We start from the raw sequence: 20,128 nt of genomic DNA on the forward strand, positions 1-20,128 counted from the left end.
TTTCCTGTTGAATACATGCAAATTGAAACAGCCTTGGCGATGATTATGCCGGGTCCGGCGGCCTGCCGAGTTTGGGTTCAGGAGCAAACGCAATCAGGGTGCCTATGCTCAGATCCAGAACAAAATAATCCAGCCTTTGCTGTTCATTCAAATGCAACCGTATGCGTTGCTTGCGTGCTGCGCTATAGGCTGGCTTGAGTGCTGCCGGCAATTCCTCCGCTAAAGTACCGGTAGTGAGTGACACTTGATCAAGTTCCCCGAGAAAGCGATGGGCATTGGCATTACATAAACTGACCACTCCATTCACCAGCAGGCAAGCGCCCATGGGAAGATGGTGTATGGCATCCACCGCCATGTCCTTGTGTATCGAATGCATGAGTGCATCCAGCGTGCGGAAAGCATGTGCACCTTCTGCATTGTTCAGGATACCGTTGTATTCCTTTAGCAAACGCTCACGTTCGTGATTCAATACATATTGCTCAAGTGCCAGACGAACTGTCGCCAGCAATTCTTCATTCAGCCAGGGTTTGACCAATAACTTGAAAGGATGAGCCTGGTTGACTGCTCTTAAAACGCTGCCCAAATCTGGATAGCCTGTCAGTATCAGGCGTACCACGTCGGGATGTTTTTCCCTGGCCGCGATCAGGAAAGCAGCCAGGCGTTCATCCCGCGGTTCACAGATTAGTACACCTATGCGTTGCGCAGCCATGTGGGTATGCGCCTCACCTGCATTGCTGGCGGTGAACATGGGATGCTGCAAAGGCCTGAGTAAACGCACTAATGCTTGCTGCAGATCTGGTTCATCATCGATCAGCAAAATACCGGGGTGTTGGGCATCAGGCATCGGTATGCTGGTCGTAGATAGCAGCAAAACGTCCGGCCTGTGCGACAAAGCAGGAAAATACTTCAGGATCAAAATGTTCAGGCTGGGTACGACCATCCCCTTCGATGATGATATTCATGCTGTGCTCATGATCAAGTGGGGGCTTATACGGACGGCGACTGCGCAAGGCATCATACACATCGCAGATTTGCATGACTCTGGCAGCGATGGGAATGGCTGCACCTTTGAGACCATTCGGATAGCCTGTGCCATCCCAGCGTTCATGATGATTCAGGGCAATTTCCGCGCCCATTTCTGTATAGGGGGAAGTGCCGCTGGAGAGTATGCTGGCACCAAGCGCACAATGGGTGCGCATGATATTCCACTCATCAAGATTGAAGCTGCCAGGTTTCAGCAGCACATGATCAGGTATGCCTATCTTGCCTATGTCGTGCATCGGGCTGGCCTGGAAGATGGCATCATGAAAATCAGCAGGCAAATCCATGGCTTCAGACAGGGTGCGGCAGTAATAGCTGATACGGCGCACATGATGCCCAGTTTCTTCATCCTTGTGCTCGGCGGCGCGCACCAGGGTAAATACAGTATCGCGGTAGGCGTTTTCCAATTGTGCCGTACGCTGTACTACCTGACTTTCCAGTATGCGGTTATGATCAGTCAGGAAGTCGCCATATTCCTTGAGACGCAAGAGATTGCGCACTCGCACGCTGAGATCAGCACGGTCTATCGGCTTGGTCAGAAATTCTTCGGCACCCGCTTCGAGGGCGCGTAGTTTGGAGTTGCGGTCATCCAGCGCCGTCAGCATGATGACCGGTACGGGTTGCGTCAGGGGATTTGCCTTGAGTTCTGCGACAGTGGCAAAACCATCCATGCCTGGCATCATGATGTCGAGCAGAATCAGATCAGGTTGCGCGAAAGCTGCAACTTTGAGGGCATCACGCCCATTACTCGCACTCAGAGTAGAATAGCCTTCAGAATGTAACAACGCTTCCAGCAGTCTAATATTTCTTTCTTCGTCGTCCACCAGCAGGATACGAGCAGGTTTCTGGTCTTTCATAAAAGGCATCCTCCTGAGTAAGAGAATAGTCCCAGCTTGTCCAATTGTCTAGCCTTTATTTCTATCTTTTTGGCAACAAAATCTTTGTTTTCACAGATAAATCATCAGGATTTGCACAGGCTATGATGTGTTGCGCGTTTATCTCAGTGGATATGCACTTATCCACCGGCGTATTCCGGTTCTCTGTGTATTGCAGGCTACAATAGCGCCTGCAAGTTTTTGCGGATCAGCTCCGTCTTCCCTATGTCTCATGGTCTGAATACTCCCCAGCGTAATGCAGTCAATTATATGGACGGCCCTTGCCTGGTGCTGGCCGGGGCTGGCTCGGGCAAGACGCGCGTGATTACCCAGAAAATCGTCAACCTGATCGAGCTGCATGGCTATGATCCAAAACATATTGCCGCCCTGACGTTCACCAACAAGGCAGCGCTGGAAATGCAGGAGCGCATAGGCAAACTGCTGGCCGAGCCGCGCCAGGCCAGGCAATTGACGGTGTCCACCTTTCACTCGCTGGGGGTCAAGATACTCAGGCAGGAGGCGCAAGCCCTGGGCCTCAAAGACCGCTTTTCCATCATGGATAGCGATGACTGTTTTTCTCTAGTGCAGGATCTGGCAATTACCACTGACAAGCAATTGATACGGCGCATACAGACTGCCATGTCACTGTGGAAAAATGGTCTGATCGACCCAGAGTTAGCATTAAAGCAGGCTCAGGATGAAGACGAGGCGATTGCCGCCAGGGTTTACCGCAGCTATGTCGCCACCCTCTCAGCCTATCAGGCAGTGGACTTTGATGATTTGATACGCTTGCCGGTAGAACTCTTCCGCAGCAATGAACAGGTACGTGACAAATGGCAGCGCCGCCTGCGTTACCTGCTTGTCGATGAATACCAGGATACCAATACCTGCCAGTATGAACTGGTGAAATTACTGGTGAGTGGCATAGGTAAGAAGCCCATGTTCACCGCCGTGGGTGATGATGACCAGGCTATCTATGCCTGGCGTGGCGCCACCATAGAAAACCTGAAGACTTTACAGGTGGATTTCCCCAATCTGGAAATCATCAAGCTGGAACAGAATTATCGTTCCAGTACCCGTATCTTGCAGGCAGCGAACTCCGTTATCGGCAACAATCCCAAGCTGTTTGAAAAGTCACTATGGTCAGAGCATGGCCTGGGTGATCCAGTCAAGGTACTGGGCATGCAGGATGATGAACAGGAAGCTGAACAAGTCGCCATCATGATCTCTGCCCATCGCTTCGAGCGCCAGGCCAAATATTCTGATTATGCGATTTTGTACCGTGGCAATCACCAGGCGCGCGTCATTGAGCAGGCGCTACGGCGTGAGCGTATTCCTTACACTATCTCTGGCGGTCAGAGTTTCTTTGACCGCGCTGAAATCAAAGACATCATTGCCTACCTGCGTCTGATCGCCAATGAAGATGATGATCCGGCTTTCATCCGCGCCATTACCACACCCAAGCGCGGTGTCGGCCTGGCTACATTGGAAGTGCTGGGCGAATTTGCAGGTCAATGGCAATGCTCGCTGTTCGCCGCCGTTTTCAAAGGCGGCATAGAAGCCAAGTTACCTGATAAACAGTTAAGGCCACTTCGGAATTTCTGTACTTTCATCAACCAGGTTGAGGCCCATGCCCACAGGGAAAGTCATGCCAGCGAATTGCTGGATGACTTGATGAAAGAAATCAATTACGAAGGCTATCTCTACGACAGTTTTGAAGACCGTGCTGCGCAAAACAAATGGCAGAATGTGCTCGACTTTACCCAGTGGCTGAAAACCAAGGGCAGTGGCGGCAAGGACGGCAATGACGATCACCGCAGCCTGCTCGACCTGACCCAGATGGTCGCCCTGATGACCATGATGGAAGGCAAGGATGAAGAGCCGGACGCCGTGCGCATGTCCACCCTGCATGCATCCAAGGGGCTGGAATATCCTCATGTATTTCTGGTAGGCGTCGAAGAAGGTATCTTGCCGCACAAGGGTGACCCTGATGCGCCAATAGAGACTTTTGCCGCGCGCATAGAAGAAGAGCGCCGTCTGATGTACGTAGGCATTACCCGCGCCCAGCGCAGCCTGCATATTACCTGGTGCAAAAAACGCAAACGTGCGGGTGTGCAAGTGCATTGCGATCCTTCCCGCTTTATCAAGGAAATGAAACTTGATGAAGGCGATGCTGTACCTGCCGAAGGCGAAGTCATGACACCCAAGGAAAGACTGGCTGGTTTAAAAGCATTATTGAGCAAGCCCAGAGAATAGGCGCTGGCAGCAACAGGAGGGCAGGGAATGTTAATATCGCAGGCATATAAGCCGCTCTACATATCACTGTCATCAAATTCGTCAGCTATCCCTATGTCAAACTCTTCATCTCCACACCAGATTACCAGCACTGAACAGTTGGAAAATATGTTTGATGCCGTTGGCGCTGCTTCCATCAGGAAGGAAGTACCGTATATACATGCTCATTACCGTGCCATGATCGAGGCCTCGCCTTTTGCGGTGCTGGCTACTCGTGGGCCAGATGGCCTGGATGCCTCGCCTCGTGGCGATGCCCCCGGCTTCATCGTGGTTGATGATGAAAAGACCCTGCTTTTGCCCGAACGGCGCGGCAATAACCGCATCGACAGTCTGCGTAATATTTTGTTTGATCCACAGGTTGGCCTTTTGTTCCTCATCCCCGGCATAGGTGAGACCTTGCGCGTGAATGGCAGGGCCACGATTTCTGTCGATCCTGCCTTGCTGGACAGACTGGCAGTGGATGGCAAAGCGCCCAAATGCGTGTTGCGCATTTCTGTCGATACTGTCTATTTTCAGTGCGCCCGCGCCATCCTGCGTTCCCGGTTATGGCAGTGCGCCAGTGCTGGTGAGCTGGCCCAGCTACCCAGTCCCGGTACTATCCTCGCGGCACTCAGCAACGCTGAGATCGGCGGTGACAAATACGATAGCGAATTGCCAGCCAGACAGCGCGCCACGCTGTATTGAAGCTATTGCATTAACGCTTTTGTACAGCCACTTTCTGGTATCCTGTGCCGCTTGATGCTACATCAGCTTAGCTGGCAGACCAACTATTGACATGGAAATATTGATAATGAAATTGAAGACTTCGCTTTCTCAGCTGGCACTCCAGTGTCTGACCGCATTAGGCTTGGCGCTGGCTGCCAGCCAGGCATTTGCCCAGGCGGAAACTCCGGCCAAAGGTGTAATGTGGGAAGTTAAATCAGAAAAAAATACTGCTTATCTGTTTGGCTCGATTCACCTCGCCAAAGCCAGTTTCTACCCTTTGCCTGAAGCAGTCGAAAAAGCCTATAAACAGGCCGACACTCTGGTCGTGGAAGTCGATACCACCGATGCCAAGGCCAGCGAAAAAGCCATGCCTTACTTTGTCTACACTGCACCCGACAAGCTGGAAAATCACATCAAAAAAACCACCTGGGAAAGCTTGCAATCCCTGGTTGGCCCGGCTGCCGCACAATTCCAGAGCCTGAAACCGACCATCGTTGCCACGGCACTCAGTATCGGCGTCTTCAGGCAGCAGGGCTATGATGCCTCCAAGGGCGTGGACTTGCATTATGTCCTGCGCGCCAAGCAGGATAAAAAAGACATCGTCGAACTGGAAAGCACGGCATTTCAAGCCAGTGTACTTGGCGGCTTGCCTGATGAAGATGGCGACGCCATGTTGGCGCAAACCCTGGAAGGCTTGAAGAGTGGTGACACCCTGCGTGAAACAGCCGGGATGATCAGTGCCTGGAAAGGCGGCGATGCAGAAGGACTGGCGAAAATCCTGCAAGATGCCGCAAACAAGGATGCCGGTTCGAAAAAGCTGATGAAATTATTGCTGGATGACCGCAATATGGGCATGACCAAGAAAATCCTGTCCATGCTGGAGGAAGGCAAGAAATTATTCATCGTCGTAGGTGCAGGGCATTTGACCGGCGCCAACAGCATTACCGAATTACTGGAAAAACAGGGGCTGGAAGTCAGGCAAATCAAATAAATCCAGAGCCTCAATCGAAAAAACGCAGAGTATCATCTCTGCGTTTTTTCTGGTTTCATTTACCCTAACCAAAGTGTGTATTCAATCCCATTTTGTATGGACCCCAGCACCTGAGTCTTGTTTTCTGCACTTTCGCAAAAACTGGCAAGCGCACTTGCAGGAGTGCTTACTCCAGAACTGAGCTCCTTGTTCCAGTAATCAAAACCCGCCTGGTCTGGTGCCCTGTGCAAAACATTCTGGTAAAAATTGGTGATCAATGTCGTCGTTGATGGGTTGGCGCCATACAGTTTTTGGAATTCTGGCGATTGAAAGAAACCTGCGGCCACAGTCAGCAAGCTAGAACCCTTGTCCATGTCTGCGATCCAGTAACCCAGTCCTGCCGCATCCGGTTTGCGGTCAAAAGCTGCCTGGTACAGTCTGTACATTTGTCCGGCATTGCCTTCGAGGTCAAAAGCGACCATGCCATCATTCAGCTGCACTCTTTCAACATTTACGACAGACGTGATCTCACTGTTTGTCGTGTTGCGAAAACTCACATCAGCAGCGTTTTTCTGTATGCTGAATGTGGCGCGGTTTTCCTTGATGACGAGCAAATCAAAACCGGCACCACCGTCCACCGTATCGCCGCCGCCATTGCTGTCAAAACGGTTATTGACGCTATTGCCTGTCATGACATCACTGTAGCGTGTGCCCACCACGTTTTCTATGACGGTATCAAAGCTCAGCGATAAATTATTTTGCGATACCGTATCACTGGCCAGTCTCCCGACTGAACTATTGGCACCAGGATTGAGGTTGATGCTGGCCGCAATGCTCAGTGCAGATAAGTTGATGGTGTCGATACCGCCGGTATCATGGATGAGCTTCAGTAAACGGCCATCCGTATCATTGATCAGGTAATTTGTCGATTCTGCGTTATAGGCCTTGCTGCCGTACAAGTATTTCAGGGCCAGGTAGTCATATTTGCCAAAGAAATCCCTTTCCTGGCCTTGCGGGGCCTTCGCATAAGACATGACGGTATTGGCTTCACTATCCTCTGCCGCCGCCAGGAAATTGTCAGCAGCCGTTGATGCCGGTTCACCGGCATTGTAATTGCCCGGATGCTTGAGTCCTATGGCATGGCCGATTTCATGCACCAGCGTGGCCCAGCTATTGGTGCCTGGGACGAGATTGCTCAGATTGTCACTGGCTTCATTATTGATATAGACATCTCCGCTGGCCTTGGGGTCTGTCGTATCCGGATACGAGGCATAGCCAGCGCTGGTTTCGCCCTGGGCATTGTTGCCCAGGCGTATGTAGCCGTAATTGCTCTCGGTGTCCGTTACTTCCTTGAAAGTGATGCCAAATTGCTGGGAAATCAAATCAAAAATTTTTCTGCAAGCAATTTTTTGTTCATCAGTGAATACACTGAAGCCTTTCTTGTCCGCGTCTTGTGCGTAACTGGGGGCTGCACTCATGAAGCTGTAAGTGACTTCCACAGCAGTGCCGACGGCGCTGCCATTGTTCCAGCGGGCAGTGGCCGAGGGCAGGAGTACATCTACCCTGTAATCGCCGCTGTAAGGATTGACGATGACGGTTTCCTTTTGGGTGGAGACAGTGGTGGTCATGATGTTATTCCCAAGTAAATTGAATAAAAAATCATTGTTGCTGTCAATGCCGGGTGCTGACATTATCCTGTCGTGAGAAGATGGATACCAGCGTATTGCCTATTGTTCAGTTGGTGAGTTTGGCAGCTGAGCCAGACACCAATATGCAGAATAGTTTACAAACGCAACATTGGCAGCGCGATTGATGTAAAAGAAAGTGATTTTATCGTGCTTGCGTAAGCTCTCCGTAAGAGCGCCAGCAACAGAAAGATACCTGAAGCAGCCCTGCCGTCGTTTTTGTACTACAGCAGGGTTGCTGAGATTGAATATTTACTCAGGCATGAAGCGCGCCAGATATTCAGGCGTAATGAGCCGAAATTTTGTCCAAGGTTAAATTATCTGATCAGGCTGGAGAGTGGATATTTGTGTCAGAATGCGGCTTTAGCAAAGCATGTGCAAGAAATTCAGCGGCAAAGAAAGTAATCAAGCAAGATAATGTTTAATGAAAACCAGCAATCTGATTCAGCTCCTGATTTGCAAGAGCACCCATGGATATCCCTGGAAACCGCGCTTGATGTAGAGGCGTGGATGGATTTGCAACATCGAGAACTGCAGCAAGCCCTGGGGGACAAGCCGACGACTGGCCAGGGCATCTGCCTGACTCTGGTTCATGGCGGCGAGCTTTACCTGCATACCAATTCGGATGGCGATGTCTTGCTGGACCTGACAGAAGAAGCGCAATGGGTGGCACCTGTGCTGACCGCAGTCACCCGTAGCACACCACCCAAGGGGCAAGTCTGGGGTTTGCCTGGACATGTGCTGATACAGTTAATACTCGGTCTGAATACCCTGATCGCCAGCAGCCGCCTGGTTTTGCGGCATCAATACAAGGGTGCCAGGGTAGCTACTGCTTGATCACCTGGGGGAATAAATTCGCGCCAGCGCACCATCATGGCGTGCTTGCAAGATAGCCTGGTCTATTTTTTGCAACTGGCTCGCCTCAGCAAGCCCGCCAGACTGGCTTATGGCAATGTGGATATCCACAGAAGAAACTGGCTTGGGCAATATGCAAAATAATTTGCCTGGTGATTTACCAGCTATTTCTGCAGCATATTGTTGATTGACATAATTTTCCAGCCGGCTGGTATTGGCCACCGAGCTGTACAACAAAAAGGCATCCATGCGGCGCAGGAATAATTTTCTGAAGCGCCCTAAATTGTTGCTGGTGTCATCCTCGACCTTGAACACGACATTGCTAAGGCGGTCAAACTCTTCGCCATAGCTGGTGCCGCGTACTATGCCTATGGTCTTGCCCTTCAAATCATTCACGGTGTTATAACTGAATTTTGCACTGCATAATGTGACCAGCAAGGCCTGATCGGAAAAAATGGGCAGGCTGAATTTGAACAGGCGCTGGCGTTCGCGGGTTTTTGAAATGCCAAAAATCAGGCCTTCACCATTCGCCGCATTTTCTACTGCCCGCTTCCAGGGATACCGTCTTACTTCGAATGTGAGTTTGCTGTGCTGTTCCAGGTAACGCAGCAATTCTGTGACTTCTGCTGACAGGGGAATCACCGCCCCTCTGCCATCCAGTTCTTCACTCATCAGCAATACTGTTTTTTGCCTGGCCTGCGCATGGGCCAAACCGGCCCAGCATGTGCCTACTAGCATGAGACAGGCAAGTAAGCGCAAGTAGCGTAGCATTGTATTTCCGGGCTGATATCTGTCACTTTATCTTAGCGCAATTTACTTGCTTTGGCTGCTGCCCTTCGGGTGAAGGCAGGTCTACACACCACAATCTCTGTTAAATATGGCAAATACGCGTAGTCAGGTAATATGAAAAAAACAAAAGGGTTCATGCCTTATTGACATGAACCCTTTTTGTTGTGGTGATGGATGACTAATTCGCCACACCATTCCTGTCTATTTTGACTATGCGCGAGCCACCTGCTTTTTTGACATTGACTTCAGCTTCGCCAGGGCCCGTGACCTTGATGCTGGCACTGTCGAGCAATAATTCCTTGGCGTGCAAATCACCGCTGCCCAGCAATTTGGCATTCAGGCTTTTGGCCTTGCCGTTCAGACTGGTGGCACCTGGGCCATTCATGGTAATTTCCAGCGCGGCCCCGGATTGCAATTCTGCACTAAAGTCACCAGAACCAGAATTCTCCAGTTTCAGTATGCCAGAGATGCCACGGTAACTTTGGTTGGACGGCCCGTGGTTGACTACTTGCAGGTCCCTGATCTTCAAATGTTCTGCACTGATATCGCCTGAACCGTTACTGTTGATGGCCAGCGTGCCTGTTTCACCACTGAGCACTAACTCGCCAGGTCCATTGCTGCGGATAGTGACTTGATCAGCCTTGATATCCTCAATCTGGATATCCCCGGAACCAGACATATCCAGCTCCAGTGCCTTGATGCTGCCCGATAATTTCACATCGGCGGGCCCATGCTGTGTCATCTTGACGCTGGCAGATTGCAAATTGTCGGCTCTCAAGCCACCGCTGCCATTCAGACTGGCATCAAGTGACTGGCTGATGGTGTGCATATGGGTATCACCAGAGCCGTGAATTTCCACATCGGCCCTGGCTACCTGCAGTTGCTGCAAATCCAGGTCACTGCTGCCATTCGAGATCAGTTTCAAGGCCGCTACCTTGCCGCTGAGCTTGACATCACCAGAACCATTCAAGTTCAGTGCCATACTGTCAGCCTGCACGCTGCGCACATCCATATCACCGCTGCCATTATTATTGATACGAGTGAGGCCAGCGGCAGTGACCCTGACCGTGCCGGGTCTGTCATTCCAGGTAAAATTATACGACTTGCGCTTGCTGCGTATGATCAAGACCTTGTTCTCCACAACGGTTTCTATTTCCGGCACCAGATTATCATCACCGCTGATTTCTACTGCAGCGGTGGCACCATTCGTCACGACTACGTCAAAAAAACCAGAGTTTTCTATGGCATCGAATTCAGTTACGGCGCGCTGCTCGGTAAGGAGTTTGCCACTGCCCTTGATGGCATCGCTATTAACCTTGACCTCACAAGCGCCAAGTAAAACAGTCGCCAGTGCAAGGTATCCGAATGATTTAAACATGATATCGTATGGGAAAGAGTAAACAGGTGCCCAGTGTAATGTTCTTTTATCCGGATTTCACCGGTCTACAAGACAGAATGTAATTTCCTAGCCATCAACTGCAAATTTGCCGGATGAAACGTAAGCCTTTGCAACAGCCAGCATTTGTTTTTCGCCAAGATGTACACTAAGCTGTTTTCATCGCACAAACCAGAATCAAGAATGATACCTACGCGCCGCCAGTTATTAAAAAGAGGGCTTTTGCTCGGTACCGCCGGCATGGCTGCTCCGCATACCCTTCTGCATGCCGCCGATAGCAGCAATGAAAAACCTGCACAGCCAACCCCACCGCCTGATCTGTTTGATTCTCAGGCGCTGGACATAGAGTTCTGGGTCAAGCCACGTACCCTGGACCTGATACGTCCTGCTACCGGTGAGCGAAGCAAACTTCTGTACTGGAAAGATGGCGAAGTGCTGGAATCAGCTTACCAGCAACTATGCCACTTGCTGCGCGATGTGAATGGCAAGCAAAGCGCGCCTATCGACCCCAAATTGCTGGAAACCCTGTGGGCCACCCAGGCTTATATTTCGCGCCTGGGCATGACCAAGCCCCTGGAGATTCTGTCCGGCTACCGTACCCAGGCATCCAATATGCGCCTGATAGAACAAGGCGTACCAGCAGCCCGCAAATCCCTGCATATGGAAGGCAAGGCCGCCGACATACGCATTCCCCAGTTGCATGAAGAAATTCTGGGTGAACTGATACAGAGTTTCCGTCAGGGCGGCGTCGGTTTTTATTATCGCCAGACCGCCAATGGTGGCTGGATACATACTGACACAGGCTTGCAGAGAAGCTGGAAGGGCTGAGTCTGCCTGGTTGGCAGACCCCAGACATGGCGCTTATTGTTTTTTGGCGATTTTACTGGCATCACCAGTCGTCACTATGCTCCAGCGTTCAGGTTGCAGATATTTTTTGACCGCCTGGTTCAATTGTTCCAGGCTCAGGTTTTGCAGTGCAAGGTCCTGTCTGATTTGCCAGGAGTAGTCCACACCCTTGTGCATGAGGGCATTCCATTCGGTCGTCAGATAGTCATCATTGTGTCTGGCCTGTAGCTTTAAACGCCTTAAAGCAGACTTGGTAGCTTGCAGTTCGCCTTGTGTAAAGCCATTTGCGGCCAATAACTGCATTTCTTCCAGCACCGCCTGCTGGAGCTTGTCGATATTTGGGCTGGCAGCACTTGCCGTGATTTCCCAACTACTGACAGCATCGGTGGAATAAGGAGACAGGCTTGAAGTCACGCCATAACTCCATCCCTCTTTGAGGCGTACTCGCCTGCCCAGTCTTGATTCTATGGGATGGCCGCCCAGCAAATAGCTGGCCATGTTCAAGGCAAGAAAATCTGCATCGTTAATACCGACTGGCAAGTCCAGTTGCCCAAGGAAATACCCGTTTTCTTTACCAGGCGTATCCAGAAATTTACGCAATGCTGAACGGTCAACAAATTTGAATGGAGCTGGCTGGTAAGCGGCTTTGCTTTCCCAGCCCTTGAATTCTTCTTCCGGTACGGCCTTGACTTCTTCTATATCAAAATCACCGACAATCGCCATGTGGCCATTGCTGGCACCATAAAACTGTTTGTGAAAATCAATCAGGTCAGTCGTCTTGATGGCATTCAGTTCCGAGATGACTTGCTGCGAAGTTTCCAGCGCACGTATGTCGCCCATGGGATAACTATTGAAATGCCGGGCCAGCGCATCCTTTGCCATACCCTCTGGGGTATTGCCTGCATTTCGCCAGGAGTTTCTTTCGCTCGTGATCGCGGTGGTGGCCTGGGCGAAACTGGGCTCTTTTAAGTTCAGCATCATCAGTTTCAGCGCTTGTTTCAGATGTGATTTGTCAGTGATGAATTTGGTGACGCGACCTCGCATGCGTGCTTTTTCCCGTTCTGCTTCCAGGCTTTCCTTGCCATAGCGGCCAGTACCATTGAGCAAGACTTGCCTGGTCAGACGTTCTATCCAGCGCTTGTTGGCGAGTGATTTTTCATCGCCCCAGTGCAAAACCAGGTCAACTACGACTTCCTGGCCGCGCGTGGGTTTTACCAGCAAGGCTGTTTCTATATTTCCTATCTTGATCCTGCGCGTGCTTTGCTGAATATTTTCTGGCGAAGTATTAAATTCAGCAACGGCAGCATATTCATCAACATGAGAAAAATCCTTCATGATGTCACTGACTTGAGGTTCAGCAGGCATGCTGGTGTCGACATTTTTTTGTTCTGCCAGCAAGATACCTGTGGTGCGGTTTTCTCTGACGAAATAACGCTGGGCAGCTTGTTGTATCTGCTCAGTTTTCATGCTGGCGACACGGTCTTTTTCCAGAAACATCAAACGCCAGTCGCCCGCAGCGATGTATCTGGACATCCTCATGCTCAATGCATGCGGATTGTTCATGACGCTGGAAAAAACATTCACATATTTGCTTTTAAATAAATCCAGTTCTTGCTCAGTCCATGCATGTTTTCCAAAAGTTTCTATCGCTTTTGCTACAGCCTTGGGAGTATTCTCATCGGTACTTCCAGCCAAATTGCTGTAGCCTAACAAGATGAGGCCATTGTCTGCTATGCCTTCAATGTGATATCCCAGACCCTGATTGACAGGAAGTAAGTCACCTGCCTGGCTACGCAGTTCTCTTCCGGAAGTCAGCATGTTTGCTGCGAATTGCAGGGCAGCATAGTCAGGGTGTAATAAGGAGGGACTGTGATAGGCCAATATCACCGGATTGGCATTGTCTTTTTTCCTGAGGATGACCAGGCGTTCTCCCTGCTGTGCAGGTTCAACGGTAGGTATTTTGGGCAAGGCAGATTTTGGTGTGGGAATCGCGCCAAACTGGCGCGTGATTGCCTGTAAGGCTATGCTGGCATCAAATTTTCCTGCAACCATCAACACGGCATTATCTGGACGGTAGAATTGACGACACAACTGCTGTAATTGCTCTATGTTGACGTTCTCGATATCACTTTTTTCACCAATCACACTATGACCGTAACCATGCCAGTCAAAAGCCACGGCCTGCACGCGACGTACCAAAGTGTTATAAGCATTATTCTCCCTGAGTTCCAGTTCGTTGCGTACTACCGTCATTTCAGTATTAAGCTCAGACTTCAGGAAGCGTGCATTTAGCATGCGGTCTGCTTCCATACTCAAGACCCAGTTGAGCTCACTCTCATTGGCCTCGAATGTGGCAAAATATTGCGTATAGTCAGGAAAAGTAAATGCATTCGAACGCATGCCTTTTGCAGTCAATTGCCTGGAAATTTCCGGGTATTTTTTACTACCTTTACTCAGCATGTGCTCCAGCAAATGGGCGTGACCGGTTTGTCCTGCACCTTCATTCCTTGAACCTGCCAGATAAGTCATATTGACTGTTGTCGTCGATTTTGAAGTGTCTGGCATCAACAAGACTTTCAAACCATTTGGCAAACGATATTCACTGATACCTTCTACGGTACTGAGCTTTTCTACATTTGCCTGCAAGCTTGTTGCTGCCTGTGCGTGACTGCTGGAAAACAGCAGGTGTATGGCAAGAACAATCGCTAAAGCCGGGGTTTTGATGTGAGGCATGATGTCTGAAAAAATGGGTATAAAAAAACCGGAAATCTTAGATTTCCGGTTTTATGGAAAGCAGCTTATTTGCTTGCAGCAGCTTTGGCCTTGGCTTCATCCGCTGCAATAAAGACACTCATTTTGGCCGGCTCTATATAGCGGCGGAAGGCATCATTGACCTGCTCCACAGTCAGCGTCTGTATCTTGTCATCCATGGCTTGTGACCAGGCCCATGTGCGTTTCAGATACAGATTGCTATTCCAGCCGCTGGCAACCGCACCATCGCTGCTGCGGCCCTGTACGCGCTGCTGCAAGAGTCCGGATTTGGCCTTGGCCAGTTCGTCGGCAGTGAAACCTTCTTTGAGTGCGCGTGTCAATTCTTCCTTGACAGCGATTTCCAGTTTTTCCAGATTCTGCGGTGCTGCCGTAGCACTGATACTGAAGCTACCTACGGGATCAATTTCACCTGCAGTCAGGCTGGAACCACCGCCATAAGACAGACCATCTTTTTGACGTATGCGCTCCATCACGCGCGAGTTCATGCCTGCGCCACCACCAAAAATATAATTGGCCACACGCAGTGCGGCAAAGTCAGCATCATCTTCGCGTAAGCTCAGATTCATACGGCTGGAATAGACGCCATTTTCCTTGTCAGGTGTGTTGAAAGTCTTGCGTATCGCAGAAATTTCTTCGCGCTTGCTGACCAGGCGGCTGAACGGAGCCTTGCTGGCCCAGCCATCAAATACCTTGGCGACAGTCTGTTTGGTGCTGTCCACATCAAAATCACCAACAATGGACAATTCACCCTTGGAAACACCATAAAAATCTTTATGGAAAGCCTTGATATCTTCCAGCTTGACATTGCGCAAGGCATCCAGTGTTTCTTCCAGCGTCATGGAGGCGCGCACATCGCCTTTTGGATAGGTATTGAAATGCTGCGCCATCGCACGGCTGGCAACGGCAGAAGGCTCATTGCGTGAAGCCTCAGTGTTGACCAAAGCTCTTTCTTTCAGTTGCTTGAATTCACTTTCCGGGAAGTTGGCTTCTTTCAATACATGCGCCACCAGTTCCAATGCTGCTGGCAAATTCGCCTTGGTGGTCTGGAATGAATACAGGCCCCCGCTCATTTTCAGCTTGGACATTTCATCTGCCAACTGGGCGCGTGAATATTTGCTGGTACCTGTGCTCAGCAAGCCGCCCGTAAAGCCCATGACAGTGGATTTGCCAAACAGGGTTTTCTCATCACCCCAATGCAAATTCAGCGAGACATTGACAGTTTCGCCACGGGTCTTTTTGGGCAAGAGCGCCACTTGCAGATTGCCGATATTACTTATTTTCGTACGCTTGTCTATGTTTGCCGGTGACGGGTCAAACACTTCGCCAGTCAGTGTCGCTGCTTTGGGTTTGAAGTCTTTCATTGCCTCGGCAATGCCTGGTGCGACAGGTACTTCGGCGCGCTGCGGGTTGTCTTCCGGGATAAACGTACCGACAGTACGGTTGTCGCGCACCAGATACTTTTTCACCGCAGCAGTGACTTCTTCAGAGCTGACGTTGCCTGCATCATCCCTGTCCTTGAACAGATAACGCCAGTCACCCATGGCGATATATTCAGACATGCTGACGCCTATGGACTCATGGTTGTTCAACAGCTTTTCATAGAAGTTGGCATTGTCGCGTTTCAGGCGTTCCAGTTCTTCCTTTGTCGGTGGGTTATTCTTGAAGTCTTCTATACCTGCCAGCAGGGCATCCCTGGCAGCATCGACAGATTCACCTTTCTTGACGACGGCACCGATGATGGCGAGCCCAGGTTCAACATGGCCCAGGCTGGTGGAAAACACTTGCACCAGTTTGCCACTTTCCACCAGTTGTTTGTGCAAGCGACCATGCGGTGCACTGGCCAGTATGCTACCAGCATAGTTCAGCGCATCGCGGTCATGGTGCAAGCCAGCCGGCACCTTGTAGGCGATCATCACCATCTGTACATCACCTTTGCGGCGCACGACAAAACTGCGCTCGCCATCCTGGGTTGGCTCAGTGGTCCAGAACTGGGGCAGACTGCGCGTTGGCTTGGTGATTTTGCCAAAGGAGGCGTTAATCCATTGCAAGGCTTTTTCAGCTTCAAACTTACCTGCTACTAACAGCACGGCATTGTCTGGCTGGTAGTAGTTGCGGTAAAAGGCTTGCAGGTTTTCTATCTTGACGTTTTCTATATCACTGCGATTGCCGATGGTGGAATTGCCATAGTTATGCCAGTCAAAGGCCACGCTCTGCATGCGTTTCATCAGCACTGCGCCGGGTGAATTTTCACCCCTTTCATATTCATTGCGCACTACCGTCATCTCGGTGTCGAGATCTTTTTTTGCGATATTGGAATTGACCATGCGGTCGGCTTCCATTTCCAGCGCCCATTTCAGATTGTCATCACTGGCCTGGAACAATTCAAAATAATTGGTGCGGTCCATGGACGTGGTGCCATTGATGCGCATGCCACGCTTATTGAATTCTTCAGTAATTTTGGGGTTGGTCGGCGTGCCCTTGAAAAGCAAATGCTCAAGCAAATGCGCCATACCGGTTTCACCATAGCTTTCATGACGTGAACCAACCAGATAAGTGATATTGACAGTAACGGTAGGTTTGGATGCATCCGGCATCAGCAAAACGCGCAAGCCATTCGGCAAACGGTATTCTGTAATCCCTTCCACGCTGGTAACCTGACTGACACCGTTGGGCAGCTTGTCTGCCAGCGCAACCGGCGCAGTGAACAGAAACACGCCACCCAAAACCAGGGCGCGCAAGACGGGTTTGAGTGAAAGCTGCTTACCGGTGCGTAGTTGAGGCATAAAATCCTTTTATGATTTCAGGTTGTGAAAATAATAAATCCGTCAGGCGGAGTGCGCCGACGGATATGATTGGTGGAAATAATGAAAGTTGCAGCTATTTTGTAATATGGATAGGTGATAATCGCCGTATCTGCAAAAAAAGTTAGATTGTCACTATCTGTTAAATGTAGTTATTTGTCAATCAATTGTGGCGACAACTTCCAGTGTCTGGGTGGCCCCCCAGCTTTCACCGGGTGCCAGGCTGACAGGGCGCAATATCGTTGCTGCTTCTACGCATAGCATGTGTTGCTCGCCTCCCGCATGCAGATCATTGATCTTTGATGCACCAGCACCAGGGTTCCAGACCACGGCATCGTCAAAACCATTGCTGCGTATGAGGGTGCGCTGATGTGGCTGATGGAGCTCCAGTTGCGCCGGGGCATAGCTGTAGATGCGGTCAGTCTCGCCATTGATGCGCAGGAAAGAATCGGCTTCCAGGCAATGATCTGCGCCGCTGACAGTGTCGCGGTAACGCAGGCCCTGCAGCCCGTGCAGGCTGACGCTGGTAATATCCTGTACGGCCAGATAGGTATGCAGGGCAGTGCAAAAGCTGAAATTGGTGTCGCCGGTATTTTCTACCTCCAGTGCCATCTGCAAGGCGTTAGCGAGTATGCTGATGCGCAACTGGGCGCGGAAGACATGCGGCCATATCGTCAGGCGGGCAATGTTTTCCCTGAGTTCATAGACTGCAACCGCTGCGCCATGCTCTGCCAGGCCAGACTGCAAGAGCTTCCATTCCGAGGTACGGGCAAAGCCATGCTTGGGTAAGGTGCCCTGATTGGAAAACTGTGGGAACACCACCGGCACACCGCCACGTATGGCGACACCATCCTGAAAAGCCGAGCTTTTACTCATGAATAATTGCTCCACTCCACCGGCAGGTATCCAGGAACATACATGCGCACCCTGGCTGGCAATTTTTGCGGTAGCACCGTCTTGTGACCGGAGACTGAGAAAATTCATGCAGGCTTTCTTTCAGTAAATGTTGATATCCATCAGTGTAATGGATAGTCGTGCAAACGGTATTGCTTTAGCATCAATTTGCTACGACAAAAAACAATTGCTTTCGGTTAGTATTGCAGACACAAAAAAATTACTCAGATATCGAAACCAACATGTCCCTCAGCTATCTCGCCATCAAACATGTGCATCTGACCTGTGTAGGATTGAGCGGCAGCTTGTTCCTGTTGCGCGGCTTCTGGAAGATACGAGACTCAGCCATGCTGCAACAACGCTGGGTAAAAATCTTGCCGCATATTGTCGATACTGTCTTGCTGGGCAGTGCCATAGCGTTGGCCTGGTGGAGCGGGCAATACCCCTTCCAGCAAAACTGGCTGACCGCCAAACTGCTGGCATTATTGGTCTATATCGCTTTTGGCACCCTGGCCCTCAAGCGCGGCAAGACCCCGGCCATACGGATGGCTGCCTTTATCGCCGCCATCCTGACTTTTATTTATATCATCAGCGTGGCCCTGAGCCGCCAGCCAATTCCATTTTGATTGAAGGAAAGCAAGCACATGAAATCACCTGTTCTCAGTTTCAGCACTCTGGCTGTCATGTCTGCATTGTTTGTGCTGCCAGGACACGCCTGTGCCAGCGAGACTCTGCATGAGCTGGCGCAAGATATCAAGGCGGGCAAGACCACAGCCAGCCAGATTTATGACTTGTATGATGCGCGCATCAATATCTATAACCCCGGCATACAGGCGGTGACTACGCGTAATCCGAATGCCAGGCAGGATGCAAAGACAGCAGACCAGCAAAAAGCACCACACGGCAGCCTGGCTGGTTTGCCTTTGCTCTTGAAAGACAATATTGCCGTCCAGGGCATGGTTACTACGGCAGGCTCAGTGGCGCTGGCAGATAATTGGGCAGCACAAGATGCTCCGCTGGTAGCCCGCTTGCGAGCGGCTGGTGCCATTATCATGGGCAAGGCCAATCTCAGTGAATGGGCCAACTTGCGTTCCAGCCAGTCCAGCAGCGGCTGGAGCAGTGCGGGTGGACAAACCCGCAATCCCTATGCGCCTGAGCGCAGCCCTTGCGGTTCCAGTTCAGGCTCTGGCGCTGCGGTGGCCGCGCGTTTGATCCCGGCAGCGATAGGCACGGAGACAGATGGCTCGATCGTCTGCCCCGCATCAGTCAATGGCCTGGTTGGCTTGAAACCCACCCTGGGCCTGGTGAGCCGCACCGGTATAGTGCCACTCAGCCATAGCCAGGATACCGCCGGGCCCATGACCCTGAATGTCCGTGATGCCGCCATGCTCCTGAATGCCATGGCAGGCAGTGACCCGCAAGATGCTGCCACCCGCCAGGCAGACCAGCGCCGCAGCAAGGACTATACGGCGGGCTTGCAAGCTACGGCCCTGCAGGGCAAGCGTCTGGGCATCGTACGCAAAATGGTGGATGGCTATGATGTTGACACCAAAGCCTTGTTCGACAAAAGCCTGGCTATCCTGATCGCCCAGGGGGCAACCGTAGTAGACCAGATAGACTTGCCTTATCTCGAAGAACTTGACAAGGATGAACTGACTGTCTTGCTCTATGAATTCAAGGCTGACCTGGATGCCTATCTGGCCAAGACGCCCGCAACCGTCAAGACCCGTAGCATGGCTGATGTGATTGCCTACAACCAGCAGCATGCCGATACTGTCATGCCTTATTTCGCCCAGGAACTGATGGAGCAGGCGCAGGCCAAAGGCAAGCTCAGCGACGCCGCCTACCGCCAGGCCAGCGCTCGCGTCAAGCTGCGTGCCGGCAAACAGGGCATAGATGCCGTGCTGAAAAAATACAAGCTCGACGCCCTGATCGCGCCGACCACAGGCACAGCCTGGCTGATCGACTATAAGGCTGGTGATATTGTCGAAGGCAGTTCCAGCAGCCCGGCGGCGATTGCCGGTTACCCCCACCTGACCGTGCCCATGGGCCAGGTCCGGGGCTTGCCGGTTGGTTTGTCACTGTTTGCCGGTGCCTGGTCAGAAGCAAAATTGCTGAACATGGGTTATGCCTTTGAGCAGGCCAGGCCAGCCCTGCCTGCACCCAGCCTGACTACTACGGCGACTGCGGCGGCCAAGTAAGCT

Annotated in this window: 15 protein-coding genes; 7 read left to right on the forward strand and 8 right to left on the reverse strand. The window is 51.2% G+C overall.

Going from position 1 to position 20,128, the window contains the following annotated elements; translation table 11 throughout:
* Positions 1 to 43: 43 nt before the first annotated feature.
* Positions 44 to 844, reverse strand: a complete 801-nt coding sequence (locus tag H8L47_RS22005) for a response regulator (RefSeq protein WP_186955753.1) — start codon at positions 842 to 844, stop codon at positions 44 to 46.
* The gene (locus H8L47_RS22010; protein ID WP_186955754.1) at positions 837 to 1,898 is read right to left on the reverse strand and encodes a response regulator; all 1,062 of its coding nucleotides are present in this window, start codon (positions 1,896 to 1,898) and stop codon (positions 837 to 839) included. The genes H8L47_RS22005 and H8L47_RS22010 overlap by 8 nt, the downstream gene beginning before the upstream one ends.
* 243 nt (positions 1,899 to 2,141) lie before the next feature.
* Between H8L47_RS22010 and H8L47_RS22015 the strand changes: the two genes are divergently transcribed.
* The 3 genes from H8L47_RS22015 to H8L47_RS22025 all read left to right on the forward strand — a co-directional run bounded on the left by H8L47_RS22015 (position 2,142) and on the right by H8L47_RS22025 (position 5,907).
* The gene (locus H8L47_RS22015) at positions 2,142 to 4,172 is read left to right on the forward strand and encodes a UvrD-helicase domain-containing protein (RefSeq protein ID WP_186955755.1); all 2,031 of its coding nucleotides are present in this window, start codon (positions 2,142 to 2,144) and stop codon (positions 4,170 to 4,172) included.
* A 93-nt stretch (positions 4,173 to 4,265) separates the two neighbouring features.
* Positions 4,266 to 4,895: a pyridoxamine 5'-phosphate oxidase family protein gene (locus tag H8L47_RS22020; protein ID WP_186955756.1), complete on the forward strand. Its 630-nt coding sequence runs from the start codon at positions 4,266 to 4,268 to the stop codon at positions 4,893 to 4,895.
* Positions 4,896 to 5,001: 106 nt separating this feature from the next.
* Entirely contained in the window at positions 5,002 to 5,907 is a 906-nt protein-coding gene (locus H8L47_RS22025) for a TraB/GumN family protein (RefSeq protein WP_186955757.1), read from the forward strand.
* Between the two features lie 59 nt (positions 5,908 to 5,966).
* On the opposite strand, the gene H8L47_RS22030 is transcribed toward H8L47_RS22025, so the two are convergent.
* Positions 5,967 to 7,514: a DUF4214 domain-containing protein gene (locus tag H8L47_RS22030; protein WP_186955758.1), complete on the reverse strand. Its 1,548-nt coding sequence runs from the start codon at positions 7,512 to 7,514 to the stop codon at positions 5,967 to 5,969.
* Positions 7,515 to 7,988: 474 nt separating this feature from the next.
* On the opposite strand from H8L47_RS22030, the gene H8L47_RS22035 reads away from it, so the two are divergent.
* The gene (locus H8L47_RS22035) at positions 7,989 to 8,408 is read left to right on the forward strand and encodes a hypothetical protein (RefSeq protein WP_186955759.1); all 420 of its coding nucleotides are present in this window, start codon (positions 7,989 to 7,991) and stop codon (positions 8,406 to 8,408) included.
* On the opposite strand, the gene H8L47_RS22040 is transcribed toward H8L47_RS22035, so the two are convergent.
* Both H8L47_RS22040 and H8L47_RS22045 read right to left on the reverse strand, forming a co-directional pair.
* A complete protein-coding gene (locus H8L47_RS22040; protein ID WP_186955760.1) occupies positions 8,409 to 9,164 on the reverse strand; it encodes a substrate-binding periplasmic protein in 756 nt (251 codons plus the stop codon).
* A gap of 229 nt (positions 9,165 to 9,393) precedes the next feature.
* On the reverse strand, positions 9,394 to 10,593 hold the full coding sequence (locus H8L47_RS22045; protein ID WP_186955761.1) for a GIN domain-containing protein: 1,200 nt from the start codon (positions 10,591 to 10,593) through the stop codon (positions 9,394 to 9,396).
* A gap of 204 nt (positions 10,594 to 10,797) precedes the next feature.
* On the opposite strand from H8L47_RS22045, the gene H8L47_RS22050 reads away from it, so the two are divergent.
* The gene (locus tag H8L47_RS22050) at positions 10,798 to 11,439 is read left to right on the forward strand and encodes a YcbK family protein (protein WP_329605482.1); all 642 of its coding nucleotides are present in this window, start codon (positions 10,798 to 10,800) and stop codon (positions 11,437 to 11,439) included.
* Positions 11,440 to 11,472: 33 nt separating this feature from the next.
* Here H8L47_RS22050 and H8L47_RS22055 read toward each other — a convergent pair whose 3' ends face one another.
* The 3 genes from H8L47_RS22055 to H8L47_RS22065 all read right to left on the reverse strand — a co-directional run bounded on the left by H8L47_RS22055 (position 11,473) and on the right by H8L47_RS22065 (position 18,014).
* Positions 11,473 to 14,190, reverse strand: coding sequence for a M16 family metallopeptidase (locus H8L47_RS22055; RefSeq protein WP_186955763.1), 2,718 nt, complete (start codon positions 14,188 to 14,190; stop codon positions 11,473 to 11,475).
* A gap of 65 nt (positions 14,191 to 14,255) precedes the next feature.
* Complete coding sequence (locus H8L47_RS22060; protein WP_186955764.1) at positions 14,256 to 17,012, reverse strand: M16 family metallopeptidase; 2,757 nt, start codon at positions 17,010 to 17,012, stop codon at positions 14,256 to 14,258.
* A gap of 177 nt (positions 17,013 to 17,189) precedes the next feature.
* Entirely contained in the window at positions 17,190 to 18,014 is an 825-nt protein-coding gene (locus H8L47_RS22065; protein WP_186955765.1) for a D-hexose-6-phosphate mutarotase, read from the reverse strand.
* 152 nt (positions 18,015 to 18,166) lie between these two features.
* Here H8L47_RS22065 and H8L47_RS22070 point away from each other — a divergent pair, with 152 nt between their 5' ends.
* Together H8L47_RS22070 and H8L47_RS22075 are read left to right on the forward strand one after the other, a co-directional pair.
* On the forward strand, positions 18,167 to 18,550 hold the full coding sequence (locus H8L47_RS22070; RefSeq protein WP_186955766.1) for a SirB2 family protein: 384 nt from the start codon (positions 18,167 to 18,169) through the stop codon (positions 18,548 to 18,550).
* Between the two features lie 18 nt (positions 18,551 to 18,568).
* Positions 18,569 to 20,125 carry an amidase gene (locus tag H8L47_RS22075; RefSeq protein WP_186955767.1) on the forward strand — a complete coding sequence of 519 codons (1,557 nt, stop codon included), beginning with the start codon at positions 18,569 to 18,571 and terminating at the stop codon, positions 20,123 to 20,125.
* The last annotated feature ends 3 nt before the right edge of the window (positions 20,126 to 20,128 follow it).

This window comes from Undibacterium umbellatum, from assembly GCF_014284125.1.
GTDB classification, from domain to species: Bacteria; Pseudomonadota; Gammaproteobacteria; order Burkholderiales; family Burkholderiaceae_D; genus Undibacterium; species Undibacterium umbellatum.